Source organism: Pseudoalteromonas simplex (genome assembly GCF_015278155.1).
In the GTDB taxonomy this organism is placed as follows: Bacteria; Pseudomonadota; Gammaproteobacteria; order Enterobacterales; family Alteromonadaceae; genus Pseudoalteromonas; species Pseudoalteromonas simplex.
Map to the genome: position 1 here is coordinate 119,339 of NZ_JADILN010000003.1, position 23,829 is coordinate 143,167.

The window sequence follows — 23,829 nt, forward strand, 5'->3', positions numbered from 1 at the left end:
CTTTTAACCATGCAATCTAATAATTTATTGCTACTCTTTAGAAAAGTGTAAAGCAGGAATTGGTGTGCTTGAGTCAAAGGAATTTTTAAGGTTAATACTCGATACTCTCCCTGAGCATATTGTTGTCATCAACGCCGAAGGCGATATCAAATTTGTAAATCGCAGCTGGCAAACATTTGGCGAACAAAATAACTGTGCGTGCAATGAGCAATGGCAACAACAAAATTACCTCGCAATTTGTAGGTCAGCGGCTTGCCAAAACGATGAGTTTGGAGCAAAAGCGTTTAATGGAATAAAACAAGTAATTAACCATCAGTGCGAAGAGTTCTATCTTGAATATCCATGCCATAGCGACATGGAAAAGCGCTGGTTTTTAATGCGAGCAGCTTCTCTTTTTTATGATAATCAGCGTTTTATCGTTATAAGTCACTTAAATATCACCGAAAGAAAGCTTGCTGAACAACAAGTCCAACAACTTGCTAGAATTGATGGCCTAACACAAATAGCTAATAGACGATTTTTTGATAGCTTTATTTTACAAGAATGGAGTCGTTGCTCGAGATTAAATTTACCTGTTTCGTTAGCTATGATTGACCTTGATAATTTTAAAACGCTAAATGATAAATTTGGTCACTTAGTTGGTGATAGCTGTCTAAAAGAAGTTGCAAAACTACTGCCTGAATTTACTCGCAGGCCCGGCGACTTGTGCGCCAGATACGGTGGTGAAGAGTTTGTACTGGTGCTTGGCAATACACAAAGTAAGCAAGCACAAAGTCTAGTAACACGCTTAATAGATATGATCAGTAAATTACAATTAGCTGAACTTACAGGTCATCCATTAACGGTTAGTATTGGTTTAGCTACTATTTACCCTAGTAGCGATAGTGATGCCATGTTACTCATTGAAATGGCTGATTGCGCGCTTTATCAAGCAAAAGAAGCTGGCCGAAATCAACTTGTGGTTGCTGATAACATCGAGCCATTAAACCTAGAAAAATGCCCCTAATTAGGGGCATTGATTAGAGCTTGTTTATCCAGTTATTACTGAAATACTTTTTTGACATCAAGTACTTTAATATTTTTTGCTGGAATTGCGAGCTTATAGTCTGCAATGACTTTATCTTCAGCAACAAGTTCTGCTGGTTTTTCAGCGTTATACACCATTGGTGATGTTTGCTCTGAAGCTAAGCGTTTTTGCATGTCTTTGCCATCACCAGTAATAAACACATAGTGGATATTCTCTGTTTGCAGGTTATCGCGAATAACACGGTTAACATCATCAAGGGTTAGCTTTTCAAGCTTGCCACGCACATAGTCAACAAAGCTCTCTGTGTTATAGAACTCACTATCAAGGGCATAGCCTAATTGGCGGTCTTGGCTTGCAACCATTTGTGGCACAAAGTTAATTAAGAAGTTACGAGTCGCTTCAAAATCTTCTTTGCTGATGCCATTTTTAATTAGCTTATCAAGTTCAAATAATGCCGTACGTGTTGCAAAGTGCGCATCGTTATTAGAACGAAGCGGACGTAACCATACTTGGAAAATTTGCTCGGAACGGCCTAAGTTAGCATCTGGTTTAGTTTGGAACATACCACGCGGGAAGTACTCAATGTATGCATAGTCACCATAGTTCATACCACGGGTTTGACGAATACGCTGATACAAGAAGCTGTTTGAGCTGCGGTGTTCGCCAAAGTAAGAGCGCACTAACCAAAGCGCAGTCCAGTCATCACTGCTACGAATTGTATCGATTGGGAAACCAAATGACACAGCGGTAGATTGCGCTGATTTTTCAACAATCGTTGCATGATGACCTTTAAGTTCTGGCGCATCAGGGATCGTTAAGCGGCTTTCTTTACCTTGTGGAAGCGATGCTAAATCTTTTAGCATAGTCGATTTAACATCACTCGGAATCGCACCAATTAGACCCACTGTTAATTTAGATTGAGTAAACTGGTTAGCATAAAACGCTTTTACATCGTCAAGTGTCAGTGCTTCAAGATCTGATAAATCACCATAGTTATAGCTTTCATACGGATGGCCTTTATAAAGCTGATGATATAGCACCTCTTTGCCTAGCTCTTCGTCATTAGATGCTTTAAGGCCTGCTTTAATGCTATCAATAAGCTCTTTTTTCAAGCGCTTGAAGTCATCTTCTCTAAAGCCTGGGTTTAACATCTGGTCGCTAACAAGTGCATACCACTGCGCGGCATTGTCTTTATGTACACGGCCGCGTAAAGAAATCATCTCTTTATCGATTTGATAGCCAAAGCTTCCCGCTAGTGGGTATAACGCTTTTTGAATATCTTTGTAGCTCATCGTTTCTGAGCCACCTTGCGCTAGCATTGCAGCTGTTAATGCCGCTAAGCCTTTTTTGCCTTGGGGATCAGCCGCTGCACCGGTATTGAATAACCAGTTCACATCAACCAATGGTGAGCTATTTGTTTTATCAAGTACTTTAAAGTGGCGCTCTGTTGGGGCTTTCTCAATACTGGCAACCAAGGCATTTAAATCAACCTCTTGCTCAAAACCCGCTACTTTATCAAGCGCCGACATTGTCACCGTGGTACGGCTTGAATCAACAAAGTACTTGTTTGCTACCGCTTTGATATCTTCTGGCGTGATGCTATCAGCAGTTGCGTACAGTTGGTTAATAACCTCAGGGTCGCGTTCAAAATGCATGTAGCTTGCAAGCGTTGACGCAATTGACTGCGATGAATCAAGACCATTAATAAAGCTATATTTTAGGTTTGATTTTAAATCAGCTAACTTTTGCGCATCTACTAACTCAGTACGCGCTTGTGCATAGGTACGGTTAATCGCATCACGGGCTTTAGCAAGGTCCGCTTCGTTCTCTACTTTAACAAAAACATGTAATAAACCTGGATCTTTAGTATCTGGGTTATAGGTAAACATTTGGCTGGCAATTTGTTTATCAACAACAAGTTCTTGATAAAGTGCCGAATTATTAGAGAAATACAGCTGTGAGATCAAATCAAGAGCGGCACGGTCCTTTTGAGTAGGATCCCATGCCGTGCCTTTGTATGACACAAGCAACCAGTGGCCTGGTAAACCATCATTTTTCTCATGTACATATTTTGCTGTTTTTTGCTTTGGCTCAACAGGAATGTCTGCTTGGTAATCGCCTTTTTTCCAGTTACCCCAATGCTTTTTCACCATCGCCATGGTTTCTTGTGGATCAACATCACCAACAATGACTAAAGATACATATTCTGGTTTATAAAATTTAGCGAAAAACTCTTTACCGTACGCCATTTGATCAGGCATTGCTTCAATGTCTTCGAAAAAGCCCATTGTAGTGTGCTTATACGTATGCTTTTCGAATGCTTCGTTACGAACTGCAGAAAGTAACTTACGAATTGGGCTAGCATTATTCTTTAAATACTCACCTTTTACAGTCAGCGCTTCGGTGCGGAACTGCTCTTCGCTGTATGTCAAGTTTTGGAAAATATCAGCTTCGATTTCAAGTACTTTATCTAAGTGCTCTTTTGAGAAGTTTAAGTGATAGTTCGTGTAATCGTTGGTCGTATACGCGCGATTATCAACACCCGAGTTCTTTAAAATATCTGAATACACATCTTGCGGGAATTTTTCAGAGCCTTTAAACATCATATGCTCAAAGAAGTGGGCAAAACCGGTTTTACCTGCTTCAACTTCATTACGTGAACCAACCGATACCGGAATTTGCAGTGACACAACATCTGGGTAATCCGTTTTAACGACCATCACGCGAAGGCCGTTTTCAAGCTCTTCTAATAGGTAATCTTGGCTAAATACACGGTTATCACCTTGACTGACTCGCTGCTCAATTTCGACTTCTTTAACCATAGTTGACTGTGAGTTACTTGCGCAGCCACTCAGCGCCAGTGTTACAGCAACACTGGTTGCTAATAATCTAAATTTCATAATGTTCCCTTGTTAGTTATTTTTCTCATAATCATTGCTGCTTGATTATGCATCAAAGCGCCAGAAAATATGAGGGTCAGCGCAATAATTTATGTAAACAGGTGTGTCAATTTAACTAAACGCTCAGCTTTAAACTTGAGTAAAATTCATAGTCATTGAAAAACTTTCATGAAAAAAATCTATCTAGACGTCTAAATGGCTGCTATATTATTTGTCATAAACATTAGCACGAGCTGGAATGAGGATTATGGCTTTATCATTACAAGAGAAAATTGAAGACACCAACCAAGGCGTCTACCTGATCGGTACCACACCTCCAAAGTCAGGGACTGATAAAGCACAGCTTGAAACCATTGCCCAAAAGCTACTTGGTCGTTTACACGAAATTGAATACGATGGCGTGATTATTTACGACATTCAAGATGAAAGTAGCCGCATTGCAAAGCCGCGTCCTTTCCCATTTAAAGAAACAGTGGATCCACGTGAATACAGCCAATTACTTCGTAGCTTGTCACAACTAGATGTGATCACATACAAAAGCGTAGCGCAACGAGGTGAAGCTGAATTTACCGAATGGCTAAACGAAACACGTAACGACTTCGAATTAAAAAACTTAGTGTTAGTGGGTAGTCCATCATCTCATGGCGATATCAAACTAAGCCTTCCTGATGCATATAAAACGCTTGCAAAACAAAGCAGTGATGTGTTTTTAGGTGGCGTTACTATTGCCGAGCGTCATGCTAGCAAACGCAATGAACATGAGCGTTTAGTTGAAAAAACAGCACAAGGTTGTAAGTTTTTCATCTCACAAGCCGTTTACAATGCCCAAGCAACGATTGATTTGATCACCAGCTATGCGCGTAGCTGTAAAGCACAAGGCACAACACCAAAACGCATTATTCTAACGTTTACCCCTTGTGGTGGTGAAAAAACCTTAGAATTTATGGAGTGGTTAGGTATTTCGGTACCAGAAGCAACTAAGTATCGCATGTTAGATTCTGCAAATACATTGAGTGAATCAGTGCGTATTTGCCGTGAGAATCTCGATTTAATTTTACAAAGCTGTGCGCATTTAGATGTACCGCTAGGTTTAAATATTGAGAGCTTAACTAACCGTAAAGAAGAAATTGATGCGTCAATTAACCTTTACCGTTTACTTAAAGCAACCATGGAATTAAACCTAGCTGAAAAGCAAATAGCTTAGCGGGCAAGTTTAGAGGCTTGCTTTTTCTCATACATATCTTCATCAGCCCGCTTTAATAGCTCAGCAAATGTTTCTTTAGGTTGAGCTACAATACCTGAGCCTATACTCAAATTAAGTTCAGGTATTGCCATATGTTTAAGGTTTTCTTTAAACGCTTCATTAAGTTTGTAGCTAATCGCTTCGATACAGTTGTTACTTTTCACTTGCAGAACCGCAATAAATTCATCTCCTCCTAAGCGGCCAATAATATCAGCCTCTCGTAGATATTGCTTCAATGTATCAGCCAGACATATCAGTGCTTTATCTCCTACTTCGTGACCATGCTTATCATTGAGTGGTTTAAAGTTATCTATATCGATAAACAAACAACAGATATTAAAGCCCAACCGGGCGGCAAGATTTAATTTATGTTGACAAAGTAAATTGAGTGCGCGGCGATTATAAATATTTGTGAGGGGGTCTAGCATCGCAATTTCACGCATTTGGGTGAAATTATCAAGTAGAGCTAAATCATCTTCCACCATATCCCTAAGCTGTTCGATGAGTTCTAAAAGACTATGCTGATAATCAGTTTTCTTAAAATCCATTACACAAAAAGTACCAAACGGTTCCCCGCTCGGCCAAGTTATAGGCACACCTAAATAGGATTCAACGCCATCGACAGTAAGTGGACAATCATCCCATTGATTATCTAGACTAACTTGTGGAATGTATAAAGGAGCCATATCTTTTAATACCTTTTTGCAAAAGATATTGTCGTCAATGGCTAACTCGATTCCAGCATGGTAAGGGTTTTCTCGTTGTTCGCTAGAAACAATTATGCGGTATGCTTCATCTGTCTTATGAACAATAAAGCCTGCAGGCGCTGAGAATAACTCGGTCATTAAATCGACTGTTTTTTGCCATTTTTGCAAAGAAAACTGGTTGTCAGGCTGACAAAATGACCATTTATTAACTTCTAACATACTACACACTTATTTTAGTCAGTGGATAGTATAAATATACGTCACTTTTTACGGTGTCTCATACTTTTTTGACCCAAAATACGCTTTTTATCTCGCGAGCGACGAGCTTTATTAGTGTTTTTTCTTATATTTTTAGGCTCTTTCGTTAAATCTGGCTCATACCCCGGTAACCACTGAGGAGTAAGTCTGGTGCCCAGTAAAATGTCTATTTCATCTAATAACCATTGTTCATCAATGCTAACTAGCGACAACGCTAACCCTTTTTCGCCAGCACGACCTGTACGACCTATTCGATGCACATAATCTTCAGCCACATAAGGTAGCTCATAGTTAATGACATATTTTAAAGAGGCAATATCAAGGCCGCGAGCGGCCACATCAGTCGCGACTAATACCCTAGTTACACCAGATTTAAAGTTTTGTAATGCTTTATCTCGCGCCCCTTGGCTTTTATCACCATGAATTGATTCGGTTTTTAAGCCATCTTTAGACATTTCTTTAGCAAGCACATCAGCAGTTTGTTTAGTTCGGGTAAATATCAGTACTTGCTGCCAATTTTTCATGCCAATCATGTGTGACACCAGCTCACGTTTACGGTCTTCATCAACCGCATAAACTAGCTGCTCAACTTCAACCGCTGCCGAGTTGCGTTTATTCACTTCAACTAGTTTAGGATCATCTAGTAACTGCTTACTAAGCTTAAAGATACTGTCATCAAATGTGGCTGAAAAAAGTAAGGTTTGGCGTTCTTTCGGCACATGACGCAAGATACGTTTTATCTCGTCAATAAACCCCATATCAAGCATGCGATCAGCTTCATCAAATACCAAGGCATTAATACTAGAAAGTTTAATACTGCCTTTGATCAGATGATCAAGTAAACGCCCCGGAGTTGCAACAACAACCTGCGCCCCTTTTATGGCTTTAATTTGTGGCCCAATACTAGCGCCGCCATAAGCCAATGCCGCTTTTATTTCAGTATGCGCAGCATAACGCTCTACACTTGCAAAGACTTGCTGTGCGAGCTCTCGGGTTGGCGTTAAAATTAGGACTTTAACAGCATCAGGGAGTACTTCAGCAGATAACAAATTGTGCAGTAGTGGTAAAACAAAGGCAGCAGTTTTACCCGTACCAGTTTGTGCGCTGCCCATTACATCTGCACCCGCTAAAATAAGTGGGATGGTTTGCGCTTGAATTGCTGTGGGTGTGTGATAATTCTCTTCTTGCAAGGCTGTTAGCAATGCAGGTGCAAGATTTAACTCTGAAAAGGTCGCTACTGACATAGTCTGAAGTATATTTAGCTATAAAAACGCTATTGTACGCTGAACATCAGCAACAAAAAAGGCGCAATAAGCGCCCTTTGTCGTAATTGTAAAGATTACGCCGGTTTAAGTGACTCTTTACGGTGATTATAAAAACTAATTAGGTCATCAACCGTTGTTTGGCAGTAATCACGAATGCCAGATACAAGCATGTGCTTTTCACCCGCCCCTACTTTTTCGCCATTTTCTAACAGGTTGAAGCGAAGCGTAATTTTTCCGCGTTTGCCAGTAAACTCAAAATCAGGCTCAGCAAACTCTAATTCAGGTGCACTGATATCAAGGCGGTCAAGGTTAATCAACATTGATTCGTAAATCACCATTGGGCGGGCTGGGTTGATCATCACATCTTGCTTGCCCATTAATGGAATGATGACATGTGGGAAGGTAGTACCAGAAAACTCAACATAGTTTTTTATTAAGCTATTTGTTAACTCAGGACATTGGCTAACAGCCCCTTCACGCTTTACTTTTAGCATCACTTTTTCGCCATCGGTGATAGCAAACTCATCAGCACCTTCAGGAAAAGTCAGCTTTGAATTTTCATCAACCATACCGGCAAAAGTGAACTCCATTTTTTCACTAATACCATAGCGGTTTAAAACCAGCGAAAAAAGTAAATCGCCCGGCACACAAAACTTTTTAGCATCTTTATCGTGTAACGGATTGAAATCATCCGCCACTAACTTAGCAAAGCGACAGCCTTGCTCGCGTGAGATAGAAACGTAATCAGCATGCTGCTGATAATAAGGACTTAACATATTTGTTCACTGCTTAAACTACTTATAACCTATCTATACTATCAGAAAAAAAGCACACAGAGGTCGAATCTGTTGAGTATCATTTTCTATATTAACTTTGTGAAAGACTAATTACTTTCAGAGCGCGCACCAAATTGTATCAATTTGTACGAAACAATTAACAAATAAGCGTGAATAGTAAAAACTAATAGCGCATTTATATAGTGAAAAATTATTACATAAAAACAAATATAAATTCACTTTATCTTTTAAAACAACAAGCTAATAAAGATCTGAACGAGGCACTACAAAAAACTCTGAAACACAAGCTTTAATGTAAGGCAATTTGTAGCTAATGAAATAAATGAGGTATGATAAGCGCGCTTTTTTATCATGAAATAACTCATATAGACTGCATAAATAATAATGATAATAAGCGGTAAATAAATGAATACTCACTATGATTTTGAATGGTTTCATCTGTTTTTAATGGTAAATATTGCTTTGAAATTTAGACGACCAATCGCTCAGGGACTTGGTTAAATGATAAACCGATTAAGCTGGGCGGCTCTGCTTTTTTGTTTTTGCTGCTACTCTCAAGCTGAAGATAAAGCTGAACAGGTCTTTTTTAAAGTTTCACCAACAGTCTGTGTGACAGAAGCAAAACAAAAAGCCTGCGAGTTTAATGTGCAAGTTCATTTTCGAGTTGCTCCTTATGAAGAACTTTGTTTAGAAGTAACCCAACGCCCTCATTACACTCAGTGCTACACGCAAACAGGATTAATAGCCAAACAGTTTTTAATCAAAACAGAATACCCTCTTACCGTTAAGTTAATTAACCCTTTGAGCAGCAACGTTGTTAAACAGCAGCGTCTCTCAATAGTTAGCTATGAAGCCAAAGATTACCGTATAAAGCGGCGCTTTGGCTGGAGTTTATGATGCAGCATATTTTTTTAATTGAAGATGATGTGAAACTAGCCAATTTAATTCAAACATTTTTATTAAAACACGGCTATACCATTGATGTATTTAATACAGCTGAAGATTACCGTAGTAGTGAAATTACCTTTATTCCCTCATTGATTATCTGTGATGTGATGTTACCTGATGGCAATGGTTTTGAATTAATTTCACAACTAAAAGAAAAATACACCTGTCCTGTTATTTTTTTAACAGCTTTAGACTCAGTGCAATCACAAATTAAAGGCCTAAACTTAGGTGCTTACGACTACTTAATAAAGCCCATTAAACCTGAGCTATTATTAGCGAAAATTAAAACAATCATCGCCCACACTGTAAGCCAAGATAACTTTTCAGATCACAGCGACTGTTTACGCATAGACAGTAAAAAGCGTGATATCTACTTTCATAATACTGCTCTGAACCTAAACGAGAGTGAATTTGATATTATCGCCTATCTAGCGAAGAATATGCCGCAGCCAGTCTCTCGCGAAGTGCTGTTTAAACATGTCATTGGCCGTGAGTATGACGGACTAGACCGCGCTATAGATTTAAAAGTGAGCCGATTACGTAAAAAACTCAAAGATACGATAAGCAGCCACAAAAATTCGTTGGATATTAAATCGGTGCGAGGCAAAGGCTACAGTTTGGATATTTCAAAACTATGAAGCAGCAATTTTTTAAGCTTTACCTGATTATCACAGTAAGCTTAATTGCTTTAGTTCTTGCGTTTGGTCAGCTTTATAATGAGTTTTTTTCTAAGCATGTGCCGAGTATACAAATTAGTGTTGCTGAACTTACACAAATAGCAGAGCAAAAAGACTCGCGGATCAGTAGCCTAAGCATAAGTGAAATTGCATTGCCTGATTCTTTGCTCAACACGTTTAATCAAGACGGTATTATCAGTGTCACTGAGCATAATCAGCAATTTATATATCTCAAGGGCAGTAATGGTAGCATTCAAAAAGTTGGCCCCATTAACCTGATTTCACACGCAAAAACTGACTGGTTTGCTTTTTTCGCCTTTTATTTTTTGCTTGGTGTGATGATTTTATTGTTTATACGCCCAGTGTTTCGTGATTTGAGCTTATTGCAACGTGCAGCCTACCGCTTCAGCAAAAAACCGCAACGAATAGAGCTCGATATAAAGCCAAATTCATCCATTGCACCGCTTGCAAACACCTTTACTGATATGTCTGAGCGTATCAACAAATTTGTGCAGCTTCATAGCGATTTATCCCGCATTATTTCTCATGAAATTCGTACCCCACTCTCGCGTATGCGATTTGCGTTATCAATCGCAGAGCTAGATTCGTTAGAAAGTAGCCAAATAGAGCGTGATATCGATGAGATTGAATTGCGCTTAGAACAATATTTATCGTTTGCTCGTTTAGAGCATCAACAAAGTGTGTTTAATCAGGAGAAAGTTAACTTAACTAAACTGATCAACACGGAAATAGCTAAATTTGATTTATACAAAGAACTCAAATTTATTCCAACTCTTGAGGTTGACGCTGCTTTTTGCGAAACAAGCTTTATGGCAATCGCGGTACAAAACTTACTGATCAACGCCACAAAATACGCAAAACACACTATTTATATAAGCACTGAAGAGAAAGCAGGTAATTACTTGATAAGCGTCACAGATGATGGACCAGGGTTGCCTATAAATGCTGATGCGTTAATTGAACCATTCAAACAAGGTGAAGGAGATAAATTGGCGAGTGGTTATGGATTAGGACTTTATATAGTGCATCGTATTGCTAGCTGGCATGGCGGTAAAATTGGTTTAGCCAATAACCTCGAAACCGGCGGCGCTCAAATCTCAATCAGTTGGCCTAAAAATGGTATGTAATGCCAGTAAAACCTGAGAAATAGCCATTTTTATTAATCATATGTGAGTTAGCTAAATTGCTATCAAGCCAAGTGTGCTTTAGTTTGAAATCAACACTAAAATTATCACTGATCGGATACTCGTAACTTACTTTTAAATAGTAATTGGTGGCACTTTCTAAATTATAACTTAATAAGCGAGTTTTGCTCTCAGTGGGGCTAACCGTGTAGTAATAGTCAATTAACTCTTCATTTTTGTAGTTTATACCAGCCTCAATGCCAGCAATACCGGAAAACAGTGTAAATGCTTGGTAGCCATTGAATAAGATTTCATAGCCATTATGAACATTGGTTATATCGTGCACGTATGCCGCACTCAACCAAATGTCGTCATAAATATTTAAAGCTGATGAAAAGCCAGCCATATAAGAAAGGTTGCGCTCTATCGGTGTTAAGTTAATTGGTGAAGCACTTGGAATTGTAGGTCGACCTGAACTAGAACGAACCACACCTGTCGCGTAGAGTTTATCTACCCCATCTAACTCAAAGAAGAAGCCATCATCATTAAAGCGCCCCAGTAAATCAATATAAAATTTCTCAGATTCAAATAAGCTGTAACCAATAGAAAAATCATCGAAATACCAGCTATCACCATAATAAGCCAAGCTTGGCAGAATTGGCGAAATAACATCATCGGCATCAAGTACTGGGTTCTCAATACCACCGTAGCCTAGCGTAACGCTTGCATGAAAAGTAGACTTTTTAATCAATTGCGGCTGCTTAACATCATCCTGCGCAAATGCAGTTGATGCAGCTAAGCAACACATTGAACCAAACAACCTTTTCATTAACGTAACTCACCTTAATGCCGTAATAAACGACTACTATACTAACTTAATAAACTAAAACTCTTTTAGCCCTTTCTGTGCTGGGGCGATCATAGCGTTTGCATACATTTTTGTATAATTTTTTTGCCACACAACGCAGTAAAATGACTTATTTTATCTACTATCGTCAAACTAACATACTGAAAGAAATATTAAATAGCTTGTACATTTTGCTACATAGGTTTTCAGTTTTAGTTATTAAATTCCATTATTTAATTTACTCAATGACAAAAAAAGGGCCCGAAGGCCCTTTGCTACATAACACACTTAGGGAGTGTTTAGTCTCGTTTCATACGGCGACGAAGACCGGCAAAACCAGCTAATAACACTGTTATCCATGCTAAAGAGCCGCTTGAGCCAGAGCTTGATTGCGCTTCTTCTTCAGGAACGACTGTTGTTTCTTCAGCCGTTACTGTCACAGCAACTCCTAGTTCCATCGCTTCTATTCCATCACTTACCAATACAGTAAACTGATGCTCACCAGCCGTTAGACCTGATACTTCAGTGATTGCTGATGTTGGACTTGCGATAGTACCTGGGCCTTGCCATGAGAAAGTTAACTCATCGTTATCTAAATCATGAGATGCTGAGGCATCTAGGGTAATAACGCTGCCTTCAGTGACTTGCTGAGAACTTGCTTCAACAACCACAACAGGTGCGTCGTTTACTGCCTCGACTGTTAACATAAAGGTTGTGCTTGCTGCGTCTGATGGGTATTCAATATCAGACACCATTACAGTTACTTCTGTCTCACCAGAGAAGTTTTCATTTGGTGTAATAGTTACTGTATCGCCATCAACTTCGTAGCTTACATCATCAGAAATTACCGAGATTTCATTCTTCGAGTTCTTTTCATCAATGTGATAAACGTCGAAGCTAATTGGTGTTTCCTCAGTTGTCACCATATCATCAAGTGCAATCACTGTGATGTTACCAGGGATCGCCAGTGTTGCAGTTGAAGTCATGTCATTCAGACCCGAGATTGCTGCTTTAGCTGCAACTTCAAGTGTTTGACCTGTAGCGGTTGGCATAACTTCGGCCCATGCGGTGACTTCAAATTGTGATGACTCTGGACCAACATAGTCCATACATACTACGTATCCATCGCTGATTACTTCATCTAAGTTGTTATAAGCAATCTGAATACCGCGATAGCTTTCAAGAGGACCGTATTGATATTGTGCACCGCGGAAACCTTGTAAACCGATACTTCCAGCAGGACGAGTAGTACCAAAATCTAAATTATCGTATGCATAGTAAATTTCATGCTCGCCTTTACCAAAGCGCGTATTGGCATTAAACAGCACTTGGAAGTCAAATGAGTTATCACGTTTAGTGTAAGTGTATTGACCCGTTTCACGATCATAAACAGGGTTGTCGTAATCTGACGCGTTATCCCACTCAATAATACCCCAACCTGTTGTTGTACTTGCAAGTGAGATCCCTTCGTTAGACGATAAACCCACTGACATTACTGAACGTAATAAGCCGCTCTCTGCAAACTCCCAACCACGCCATAATGGACCCATATTCTCATAAGGGAATGTTTCATAAGGAAACGGATTATGCACTGGGAAGAAGTAACGACTACCGCCTGTATTCACTGTCCCCATACCACGAATTTGAATTATCGAGTTTTGGATATTTGTATTATCAGCATTGTTATACAGACTGAATGTGTCAAATGCACCATTGTAAAAGCTTGCTATTGGTAACGAATAACCACTTCGTGAATTATATAGATTACTTTCATCGAAGCCTGAAAGCATAGGCATAATGCCAAACTCAGATAAGTCGACATAACCGCCTGGGTTTGAGTTACCAAAATCAGGTGTACGACACATTTCATCAGTGATGTTATCAGTGACGATGTAATCTGGCTCTACATCTCGGGTATCCGCTTGTGTGCCCGTTACAATAACTTTACCATCAGCAATTTCAACGTTGATTTCAGATGCTGTTGAAACCATTACATTTTCTGCTTTGATATCAAGACCAGCAGGAATATCAAGTTCTAGTGAGAACTCACGATCTATACCTGAGTTATTCGCTAATACTTCAAATGTGTAAGGCACCATATCGCCCACTTTTGCACCTGTATATGGCGCATCAAGATGAGCAACATCATTGCCACGGTTAAGCTTAAATGGAATAGAGCCTAGATTGCCATGATTTACGGCTGATGTGCCCACATCAAGCAAAGAGTAGTAAACGCTGTCTGAATCAAATTCCATATCCCAATTAACAGTCATTTCAACAGTGTTTTGACCATCACTGCTAGGAAGACTGGCTGTCATTCCTGACGCCTCTTGGTCAGACACAACGGCTGTGGCAAGTTTAAAGGTTTCTTCTAACGCACCAACCGATGATTCATTTGAGTTGTAAATTACAACCCAGTATTCACCTTCTTCTGGGTTGTTAATATTACAGAAGTTATTGTAAATGATATGGTTAGATACACATAAGATCTCGTCTTGCGGCTGAACAATACCATCACCGTTATAATCTTTACCTACATAGACGATAGCATTACCGACTTTTAAAGTACCTTCTAACTCGGATTCAACACCTACGCTTTCAGCAATAAAACGTTTTGCGTTCGCAGGCACAGTAACAAACTTAGTAAATGTTGCTTCATCTAGAATATCACTAGCATCAACTTCTTCTGTTCGATTCATAGCCCACGGGAAAGTACGCTCATCATCTTTTGGCAAAGTTACTGTCGTGATATCTGCTTTAACCGGCTCATATGCGCGTGCAACAGGTGCTTCAACACTCGGTAATACAATACCTTTAGCAACATAAGTGCCTATATTTGAATGAGCAGTTGTTTCTAATGAAGATGGTAAATTACCGCGGTCATATTTAAACGCTACTGGCCAATGTGCATCTGGGATACCAGCTTCTTCAGCTTGGAACACAAGGTTGGTATGAAGCTCAACTTCTGAGTTACTAAACCAATCTTGGGTATCCATGATTGATGCTTTAACAATGATTGTTTGCGTTTCACCTTTTTTCAGTGTGAAAGTTTTCGGGAAGATATCAATATTCACACCATTTTGAGCGGTTTGTGAATTAACATCAAATGCCCAGTTTTCAACATCTTCATGGCTTACAGTCCAGGTTCCATCTTCTGTTGCTTTGATAGTTCGAACCCATTGACACTCTGGTGCACAAGAAAAGTTAACCAAATTTGGTAAGTTAAGTTTGTGAGGTGTACCGCCATTATATGGATCAGCCGCTAAGAAGTTGTCGGCTGTTTCGTCCATAACAAAACCTGCTTCAGCTGCTAATGCAACATTGATTCGACCTGCACCAGCACGGTAAATTTTAGCATCAGCAACAACATCATTTTCACTGTTTAAACGATGGTACTTAACTACGTTTTCGGCAGTCATTGATAGTGCAGATTGAATCTCGGCCGCACTCCACTCAGGATGAATCTGACGCAGTAATGCCATAGCACCGGCAACATGAGGTGATGCCATAGACGTGCCGCTAATCGCTGCATAATCTTGACCATGTGGTGCCACAAAAGGATGCTCATCAGAGTATGCCGCATAAATATCAACACCAGGAGCTGCAAGTGTTGGAGCTAGTACTTCAACATTCGAATAAGATGGACCACGCGATGAGAAGGTTGCTAACCAATCAGCATCTTCAGCATCAACACGGCGCTCAATCACTGTTGGCTTAATAGTGATCATATGACCTTTCTCTGATGTGCTATCAACCCAATCTTCTAAACCGTCATCGGGCCACACACCATTCCATTGATCATAGGTAAAATGAACGCCTGGTAATGAGTAAGCCTCAGGTACTGTAGCTTGATCACTGTCACGGTTGAACATAATGAAACCATCAGCGCCACCGGCTTTTACATGATCTACTTTTGCGGTACGAGCATTGGCAGCTGTATCTGTAGCTGAGTGACGTTGACAGATTACAATAACATTCGTGCTGCCATCAGCCGCACCAGCTATTTCTGTCCCATCGTTGTAGAAATTAAACGTATTTTCAGGATAATCGGCAGTACAGTATCCATCAGAGTCTTTAAAGCCATTGACGTCTTCATAGTCTTTAGCCCAGACAACAACGCCGGTAATTTCTTCGCTATTAATGGCACCGCCAACTAACCCCATATCTGACCAACTTGGTACTTCAGAACCCATCGTTTCATCAGCAAAGCCCGCATATTCAACTGCAGTTTCAACGACAACAGTACGGCCATGTGTTGTTGCTGCAACTTGCGCAAGCCACGGCGACGAGTTATCTAAATAGCCAAAACATTCAGCTGCGCCACACCCCTGACCGCTGTTACCTGCTGCCGCGGCAACATTGATGCCCGCTTCACGCGCTGCTAAGAATGCAAGTTGTACTGGATCGGCCCAAACGTTTGAGTCGGCTCCACCAATTGAGAAGTTGATTACATCAACCCCATCAGAAATTGCATCTTCAATACCTGCTACAAGCGCTTCACCAGGACAACCTGCGTATTCTTCACTTGATGGGTAACATACTTGATAAGAAATAATATTTGCATGCGGTGCAACACCTGAGATTTCAGGGAATAAACCCTCTTTCAAGATATTGCCATCAGTATTTTCACCAAAACTAGGTAGCATATATGGAACGTCTTTGACTACGTTACCTGCCGCAGTTGACGCAACATGCGAACCATGACCTTGATAATCTTCACCAATCGCTGGCCAGCCTGGGATCATGGCATCAAACGCATCTGTGATCACATCGTAAGAACGTACACCAATTAGTTTGTTATTACATTGAATCTCTTCTGGCTCTTCAACACAGTCACCAACATAAACGCCCGCACCAAATGGGTTTTCATGCTCATAACCATCAGCACCCACAGCTGCAAATGACGGGTGATCTGAGTTAATACCTGTATCAATAATACCTATGATTTGGCCTTCACCTTTGCCCTTGATCCCACTTGGAACACTTGTTCCATCCCAAATTTGATCAGCACCGATGTGCTTAGGGCCTTCATCTGAAAGTAAATCATAATTTTTAGAACGCATTACTGATACAACAGAGCCAAGCGAAGCGACCTGTAATGCCTCTTGCTCTGTCATTTTTACAGAGAAACCATTTAGCGCTTTAGTGAATTGACGGCGCATCTCTGTACGCCCTGTAACTGCCGTTACGTTTTGCATAACAGCACGTTGTTTCGAATAAAGCTTGTTTTGATATTCTGTAACGGCTGAAATTGCAGGCTGACCTTTTTCAAAAACTTTGGTAATACCTTGAGCTTGCATAGATTTTGATAAAGACGAAGTTAAGTCTCTAGCTTCAAGAGCAACAGAGTTATCACGTAAACGAATAATATAAATATGTTCGCCACCCAGACCTTCTTCTTTAAATTTGCTTGCTTGGCTATTTAATTGAACATTTAAACCATCGTTTTGTAGCATGCTTGAAGAGTTACCTTGCTCGAACTCTTTGGAAAATGCTTTCACTTCTTCAAATGTAATATTTGGTGCTTTTAATTGGTGCTTAACTTGATTGTTCTCAACACCGACTGCATGTGCAGCACTAGCACTATAGAGAGCTGCAGCAACAGCGATCGAAAGTGTTTTGACTTTCATAAAGTATCCCCTGGATAGTTAGTTTGAATAGTTATTCAAGCTTTTTGAATTTCCATTTCAACGCTTGTAGTAACAATATAACCACAGGGAGAATCAAAAATGACGTACATTCGTGTAGCGTTTTGTACACACTGTTAACATTAAAGTTACCAAAGGTGGGCTAATATAGCGTTTCTATATACAATATCTCTGAGTACAAAATAGAAGTAGCATATTTAATTTAGGTAAGAAATGAAGATTAAATTGATTTATTAATCAATTAATTATGATTATGCAGTGGTAAATCGTATAACTCTTATGCAACTATAACTTGAGCTGGATCATGGTTTTCAAATTCTAAGCAGTAAAGGCTTTACCAGCGATGAGCAAAACTGTCATTTTGCAACATTGTGTTCTGGTAAAGCCTATCGTTTTTAGCGGTTTAACGCTTGCTGAGAAATCATTTCAGCAACACTACCCACTTGTACTGACATACTCTCTTGACTAGGCGGAAATGCCTTAAAGGTTTTTACAAACTCTGCAATTTGATTACCTGCTGGGCCTAAAATCCAACTACGGTTTTCTGCCCACTCATCATACCCCCTAGCATCAATGAAACGCTCAAATGGATCCATTTTTAGGTTAATAATATAAGGTGTAGTAAGGGCTTGCTGTGTAGACCTAAACCAATGATTTTGTTCCGTAAAGATTAATTTCCAGTCACCGTAACGCATTCCATGAAAGGTCGTTTCGGTGAAATAATAAAACTCTTTACGCTTTGTTTTACCATTGTTTAGTAAGATATCACTTTGATCGAAACCATCTAAATGAACCTTATACTTTTGACCATTGATTTTGGTACCTTTTAATAAATTAGCTTTTAAATCTTTATCGCCAACCCACGACATAATCGTTGGCATCCAATCTTCCATTGTCATGAACTCACCGGTGCTCACACCTTTAGGAATATGGTCCGGCCATTTAACAACCATAGGTACTCTGAAGCCACCTTCCCAGCCACCAACGCCTTTTTCACCATGAAATGGCTGATTACCACCATCTGGCCATGAGTTTGATGCGGCACCGTTGTCGGTAGAAAACATCACTATTGTGTTATCAGCGACTTTAAGTTCATCAAGTAAGTTAAGTAACTCACCTACATCATCATCCATTTCGGTTATACCATCAGCATATAAACCAAAGCCAGTTTTACCGTCATAAGCTTTATTAAGGTTAGTTTGGTAATGCATTCGAGTTGTGTTATGCCACACGAAGAAAGGTTTATTCTGTTTTACTGCATCACGAATAAAGCGTTTTGACTCTACAAGTACTTCTTGGTCTAAATTACGCTGACGCTCTTTCCCAAATGGGCCAAGATCTTTAATCTCTTGTTTGCCATTTCCAAGCGCTTTTGAATGAATGACTCCACGCATTTTTAAGCCTAACTTTTCTTGTGTTTTAGCGTCTTGAGGATAATCTTGCTGCTCTGGATACTCACCTGCATTGAGGTGATATAAGATACCAAAAAATTCATCAAAGCCATGATTTGTAGGTAAGTGTTCATCACGATCACCTAAGTGATTTTTACCGAATTGGCCTGTAACGTAACCTTTTGATTTGAGCATGGTTGCTAAGGTTGGATCTTTCTCTTGCAAACCTTGTGGTGCGCCAGGAAGACCTACGGTACTGAGACCTGTACGCATAGGATACTGACCAGTAATAAATGCAGCGCGGCCAGCAGTGCACGAGGCCTGTGCGTAATGATCCATAAATATCATGCCATCATTCGCAATGCTATCAATGTTAGGTGTACTGCCTCCCATCATACCTCGATGGTAAGCACTAATATTCCACATACCAACATCATCGCCCCAAATAACAAGTACATTGGGTTTATCAGCAGCGACACTTGGTAAACTTAAGCCTAAAATGGCCACGCAGGCCAGTATGTATTTAAACATCACTTTCTCCTTGAAAACTGACTAAAGCATTTGCCTTAGCTTCAAAAATCCCTCGCTTGCAGTCACCTTATACTGCTTTCTTAAGATATTCATACAAGTGATAAATTGTGCATGTTTAATACTATTAGAGCAGTCACTATTTACAAGTTAAATCTGGGGTAACTTTGATTTAAATATAAAAAAACCGAGCATAAAGCTCGGTTTATAAAACTAAAGGATGATTAAGCTTGCGGATAATCGCGGTATGCACGCTCAATTTTTTTCGCTTGCTTTTTAGACACACCAAGATGTGCTAAAGCAACACGTAAACGAGCACGCGATAAGTCAGAGCCTAAAATTTCCATCGCATCAAGTACTGATGTTGAAGATGTCTTACCTGTGATAGCCACAAAGATTGGCTCTAGGAAGTCTTTAATCTTCAACTCATGGAAAGTCGCCACTTCTTTTGCGATAGCAAAAATCGCTGGTTTTTCCCAACTACGTAAACCTTCTAATTGCCAGATGAAGAACTGTAATGCTTGACGGATTACATCTTCATCAGCTTTACCTGCTGTTAATAGCGCAGGATCATAACTTGGAATACCACCTACAAAGTGGCCCGCAAGGTCAACCATGTCAGAAAGCGTATTAATACGTGTTTTTGCTTCTGGCAATACTTTAGCGAATAGCTTGGTATTAAATTTCCAATCAACAAAACGCTGCATTAGCTCTGCATCAGATAAGTTTTCACGGATCCACATACCGTTTAACCAACTAAGCTTATCGATATCGAAAATTGGGCCGCCAAGCGACACTCGTTTCATATCAAAGTGTTCAATCATCTCTGCTAAGGTGAACTTTTCACGCTCGTCTGGCATTGACCAACCCATACGGCCTAAATAGTTTAATAGTGCCTCTGGAAGGTAACCCATTTCTTTATAGTAGTTGATTGAAGTTGGGTTTTTACGCTTCGATAATTTTGACTTATCTGGGTTACGCAGTAACGGTAAGTGACCTAGTACTGGCGCTTCCCAACCGAAGTCTTCATATAATTTTAATAGCTTAGGCGCTGAATTGATCCACTCTTCACCACGGAAAATGTGGCTAATTTGCATGTGATGATCATCAACAACGTTGGCAAGGAAGTAAGTTGGGAAACCATCTGCTTTAAGTAGCACTTGCATGTCTACATTTTCCCATGGGATCTCAATTTCGCCACGTAGGTAGTCGTTAAACTTAAACGTGCCTTCGCTTGGGATCTTCATACGGATTACGTAAGGCTTACCCGCTTCAAGGTTTGCTTTAATTTCATCTTCAGAAAGATTTAAACCACGACCATCGTATTTAGGGCGTAGACCTTCGGCCATTTGCTCTTCACGCATTTGGTCTAGTTCTTCGCTCGTAGCAAAACAGTAAAAAGCTTTACCCTGTTCAACTAACTGATGCGCGAATTTCTTATATAAATCGCTACGCTCAGATTGGCGGTATGGGCCAAACTCACCGCCTACATCTGGACCGTGATCCCAGTTTAAGCCTAACCATTGTAAGCTATCCATAATAGCTTGCTCTGATTCTGGCGTACTACGAACTTGGTCTGTATCTTCAATACGTAACACAAACTCACCGCCTTGCTGCTTAGCAAAACAGTAGTTAAATAATGCGATATATGCAGTACCTAGGTGCGGGTCGCCAGTCGGTGACGGAGCAACACGGGTGCGAATTGTCATGGTTATATCTCTCAAAAGACAATTAAAAAATTTGCCCAAATGCTAGCACAGCACGGGCTATAATCGAAGTGAAAAGCCGCTTTATGCCGCGACTTTATCTAAATAAGCAATGATATCGTTTGATTCATACAACCAAGTCACTTGGCCGTTTTCTTCAATGCGTAAACAAGGAACTTTTACTTTTCCGCCCTGCTCTAATAGCTCCTGGCGAAATTGCTCGTTATCTTTGGCATCACGGGTTTCAACTGAAAGGCCTTGACGTTTAATGGCACGGCGTACTTTCACGCAAAATGGACAGGCTTTAAATTGATATAGTTTAAATTGTGATGTCACTGAATCAAGCGCGGCTTGCTCTGCTGCTGGGCGCTTTTTACTACGTGGCGTGAATACAAAATCAAAAAACAAAATGATGCGGCCTAACAACCAACGAACAAACTTCATCTTACCTTCTCATAGGGTTCAAAAAAATAGTGGGCAATTTTAACACAGCTAAGCGCGCTGCAACACCTTAAAACAGCTCAATTGAATCATCTTGAGGTTGGCTTTGTTGAATATCTAGTTCGGAATAGGCAGTGACACAATTACGACCGCTGTTTTTAGAATGGTATAAGGCCTGATCGGCTTTTTGCACAAGGCTGGCAACCATTTCAAACTCGTAGATTGGCATAAAACCACTACTCACTGTTAAGTTGCCTACTTGAGGAAATGGGTATTGAGCAACACAGGAGCGAAAACGATTAAGTGCATTTCGTGCATCTAACTCGTCACTTGCTTGAAATAACACAGAAAACTCTTCGCCGCCGTAGCGAAAAACGTAATCTTCAATACGAAAGTTATTTTTTAAAAGCTGTGCCACAAGTAAAATAACCTCATCACCAATTACATGACCATAGTTATCATTAACACGTTTAAAATGATCAATATCGACCATAGCAAGGAACCAATGACACTGCTTAGAGTCATGCTCGACCGCTGTATTGGCAGCTATCTCAATCACTTTTTTATCAAATGTTTGCCTGTTAAGAAGTTCAGTAAGTGGATCCTGCTGTGATTTATGTAATAAAGAGAGCTGATTCGCATAGATATTCAGCATATAAATAGCTAGCATACTGCAGCGCTCGGTTAACTCTTTATCAGATTCAACAACAAGTATACCGACGACATTGCCAGTGTAATAAATTGGCACATATGTCGATATCACCCCACAATCACGGCTAATCCGAATTTTATTGCGACTGACTTTTGCCAATAAGTCTAGGACTTCTTGCTCGCTAAGCTCCTCAATGGCTGTGTTCTTATTTAACAGCCGTGCGGGAAGACCAATATTAAAGGTTTTATTAATATAGATTGCAAAACGTGTAAACTCACCTAATTCAGCAACAGCATTTATCAGTGCACTGTCTAACTCAGGCTCTTCTTCCTGTTGCGTTATAGTGACTACCCAGTCATGCCCGCAAGCATTAGAAGCCATTTAGAAGCCCCCAAAATAAAACATAACTTTAGTTTAGTTAAGTTTGCTAGAATTACTAAAAAACTATAACAAAATCATATCATCTCGGTGAATGACTTCACTGCTTGGTGCAAATACAAGCAACTCAGTTATTTGCGATGAATGACAGCCTTTAATTTGATCAATTTCTTGATGGTTAAAGTTAACAAGGCCTTTAGCAATACATTGCCCTTGGCAGGTCACCACTTCAATCACATCACCACGCTCAAACTGCCCTCGCACTGTTTTTACGCCTTTTGCCAGTAAGCTTGCGCCACGTTCTCTAAGCGCAAGGCTTGCGCCATCATCAATCACTAATTGCCCCGTGCTTTTAGGCCCTGCAAGTAACCATTTTTTGCGGCCATCTTTTGGTGCGGTGAGTTTTAAAAAGCGTGTACCAGGGAGCTTGTCGGCCATGCAATTTAAAATCACATTTTTGCCTGCGCCTTTGGCAATAATTACCTCAACACCGGCGCGACGTGCAATATCGGCTGCTTGCAGTTTGGTTGCCATACCACCAGTACCTAGGGTGGTGCCACTGCCACCAGCGAGCTCTCTAAGCTCATCATTAATATGCTCAACTTCATTGATAAGTGTTGCATTGGCATCAGAGCGAGGATCGCCTGTAAATAAGCCTTCTTGGTCAGTTAACAATAACAGCTTTTCAGCATTCGCTAATATTGCGACTAAAGCAGATAAGTTATCGTTATCACCCACTTTAATTTCTGCGGTTGCCACGGCGTCGTTTTCGTTAATAATTGGTACTACATTGTGAGCGAGTAGTGCATTTAAGGTATCGCGGGCATTTAAGTAACGTTCACGGTCTTCTACATCGGCGCGGGTCAGTAGCATTTGCCCTACATTCACACCATACAAAGCAAACAGACTCTGCCAAATATGAATAAGCTGTCCTTGGCCGATTGCGGCAAGCATTTGTTTTTCAATCAAAGAACGACCACAGGGGGTAATGAGTTGCTCGCGACCTGCGGCAACCGCGCCGCTTGATACTAAAACAACCTGATAACCCTGTTTTTTTAATTCACAACATTGGCGAACAAGTTCAACCATGTGTGCTTTATCTAATTTGTCGGTACCGCCTGTCAGCACGCTTGTGCCCAGCTTTACAACAACGACATGTGGTCTTTGCATTTGATTCTTATATTCTGCATATTGAGGTAGTTTGGGTATATATATACCAGCTAACAATTTTTGAACAAGTTAAAAAAATTCATGCTAGGATCGCGCTCTCG

The 23,829-nt window shown here is 40.2% G+C and carries 16 protein-coding genes; 5 read left to right on the forward strand and 11 right to left on the reverse strand.

What is annotated here, in order from left to right:
- Positions 1-64 precede the first annotated feature (64 nt).
- On the forward strand, positions 65-1,006 hold the full coding sequence (locus IRQ78_RS08045; RefSeq protein WP_166340633.1) for a sensor domain-containing diguanylate cyclase: 942 nt from the start codon (positions 65-67) through the stop codon (positions 1,004-1,006).
- 35 nt (positions 1,007-1,041) lie between these two features.
- On the opposite strand, the gene IRQ78_RS08050 is transcribed toward IRQ78_RS08045, so the two are convergent.
- A complete protein-coding gene (locus IRQ78_RS08050; protein ID WP_187490228.1) occupies positions 1,042-3,927 on the reverse strand; it encodes a M16 family metallopeptidase in 2,886 nt (961 codons plus the stop codon).
- Between the two features lie 247 nt (positions 3,928-4,174).
- Between IRQ78_RS08050 and IRQ78_RS08055 the strand changes: the two genes are divergently transcribed.
- Complete coding sequence (locus IRQ78_RS08055) at positions 4,175-5,131, forward strand: methylenetetrahydrofolate reductase (protein ID WP_054551213.1); 957 nt, start codon at positions 4,175-4,177, stop codon at positions 5,129-5,131.
- Here the strand turns inward: IRQ78_RS08055 and IRQ78_RS08060 are convergent.
- The 3 genes from IRQ78_RS08060 to IRQ78_RS08070 all read right to left on the reverse strand — a co-directional run bounded on the left by IRQ78_RS08060 (position 5,128) and on the right by IRQ78_RS08070 (position 8,176).
- Positions 5,128-6,096 carry a sensor domain-containing diguanylate cyclase gene (locus IRQ78_RS08060; protein ID WP_194441780.1) on the reverse strand — a complete coding sequence of 323 codons (969 nt, stop codon included), beginning with the start codon at positions 6,094-6,096 and terminating at the stop codon, positions 5,128-5,130. The genes IRQ78_RS08055 and IRQ78_RS08060 overlap by 4 nt on opposite strands.
- A gap of 41 nt (positions 6,097-6,137) precedes the next feature.
- Positions 6,138-7,379 carry a DEAD/DEAH box helicase gene (locus IRQ78_RS08065; RefSeq protein WP_187490227.1) on the reverse strand — a complete coding sequence of 414 codons (1,242 nt, stop codon included), beginning with the start codon at positions 7,377-7,379 and terminating at the stop codon, positions 6,138-6,140.
- A 95-nt stretch (positions 7,380-7,474) separates the two neighbouring features.
- Positions 7,475-8,176: a DUF3581 domain-containing protein gene (locus tag IRQ78_RS08070; protein ID WP_138599615.1), complete on the reverse strand. Its 702-nt coding sequence runs from the start codon at positions 8,174-8,176 to the stop codon at positions 7,475-7,477.
- Positions 8,177-8,698: 522 nt separating this feature from the next.
- Here IRQ78_RS08070 and IRQ78_RS08075 point away from each other — a divergent pair.
- Genes IRQ78_RS08075 through IRQ78_RS08085 form a run of 3 tightly spaced genes read left to right on the forward strand, consistent with a single transcriptional unit; the run spans position 8,699 to position 10,970 of the window.
- Positions 8,699-9,094: a DUF3019 domain-containing protein gene (locus IRQ78_RS08075; protein WP_054551209.1), complete on the forward strand. Its 396-nt coding sequence runs from the start codon at positions 8,699-8,701 to the stop codon at positions 9,092-9,094.
- Complete coding sequence (locus tag IRQ78_RS08080) at positions 9,091-9,783, forward strand: response regulator transcription factor (protein ID WP_138616348.1); 693 nt, start codon at positions 9,091-9,093, stop codon at positions 9,781-9,783. Before IRQ78_RS08075 ends, IRQ78_RS08080 begins: the two co-directional genes overlap by 4 nt.
- On the forward strand, positions 9,780-10,970 hold the full coding sequence (locus tag IRQ78_RS08085; RefSeq protein ID WP_194441781.1) for an ATP-binding protein: 1,191 nt from the start codon (positions 9,780-9,782) through the stop codon (positions 10,968-10,970). Before IRQ78_RS08080 ends, IRQ78_RS08085 begins: the two co-directional genes overlap by 4 nt.
- Here the strand turns inward: IRQ78_RS08085 and IRQ78_RS08090 are convergent.
- The 7 genes from IRQ78_RS08090 to proB all read right to left on the reverse strand — a co-directional run bounded on the left by IRQ78_RS08090 (position 10,954) and on the right by proB (position 23,728).
- The gene (locus tag IRQ78_RS08090; RefSeq protein ID WP_138599612.1) at positions 10,954-11,796 is read right to left on the reverse strand and encodes a MipA/OmpV family protein; all 843 of its coding nucleotides are present in this window, start codon (positions 11,794-11,796) and stop codon (positions 10,954-10,956) included. The two genes, IRQ78_RS08085 and IRQ78_RS08090, sit on opposite strands and share 17 nt — an antisense overlap.
- A 317-nt stretch (positions 11,797-12,113) precedes the next feature.
- A complete protein-coding gene (locus tag IRQ78_RS20740) occupies positions 12,114-17,444 on the reverse strand; it encodes a S8 family serine peptidase (protein ID WP_194441782.1) in 5,331 nt (1,776 codons plus the stop codon).
- A 413-nt stretch (positions 17,445-17,857) separates the two neighbouring features.
- Positions 17,858-19,384 (reverse strand): arylsulfatase, encoded by a 1,527-nt coding sequence (locus IRQ78_RS08100; RefSeq protein ID WP_194441783.1) that lies wholly within the window; start codon positions 19,382-19,384, stop codon positions 17,858-17,860.
- A gap of 221 nt (positions 19,385-19,605) precedes the next feature.
- Positions 19,606-21,090: a glutamate--tRNA ligase gene (gene gltX, locus IRQ78_RS08105; protein ID WP_194441784.1), complete on the reverse strand. Its 1,485-nt coding sequence runs from the start codon at positions 21,088-21,090 to the stop codon at positions 19,606-19,608.
- A gap of 81 nt (positions 21,091-21,171) precedes the next feature.
- Positions 21,172-21,531, reverse strand: coding sequence for a glutathione S-transferase N-terminal domain-containing protein (locus IRQ78_RS08110; RefSeq protein WP_054551202.1), 360 nt, complete (start codon positions 21,529-21,531; stop codon positions 21,172-21,174).
- A gap of 67 nt (positions 21,532-21,598) precedes the next feature.
- On the reverse strand, positions 21,599-22,561 hold the full coding sequence (locus IRQ78_RS08115; protein WP_054551201.1) for a GGDEF domain-containing protein: 963 nt from the start codon (positions 22,559-22,561) through the stop codon (positions 21,599-21,601).
- A gap of 63 nt (positions 22,562-22,624) precedes the next feature.
- The gene (proB, locus tag IRQ78_RS08120) at positions 22,625-23,728 is read right to left on the reverse strand and encodes a glutamate 5-kinase (protein ID WP_194441785.1); all 1,104 of its coding nucleotides are present in this window, start codon (positions 23,726-23,728) and stop codon (positions 22,625-22,627) included.
- Between the last annotated feature and the right edge of the window lie 101 nt (positions 23,729-23,829).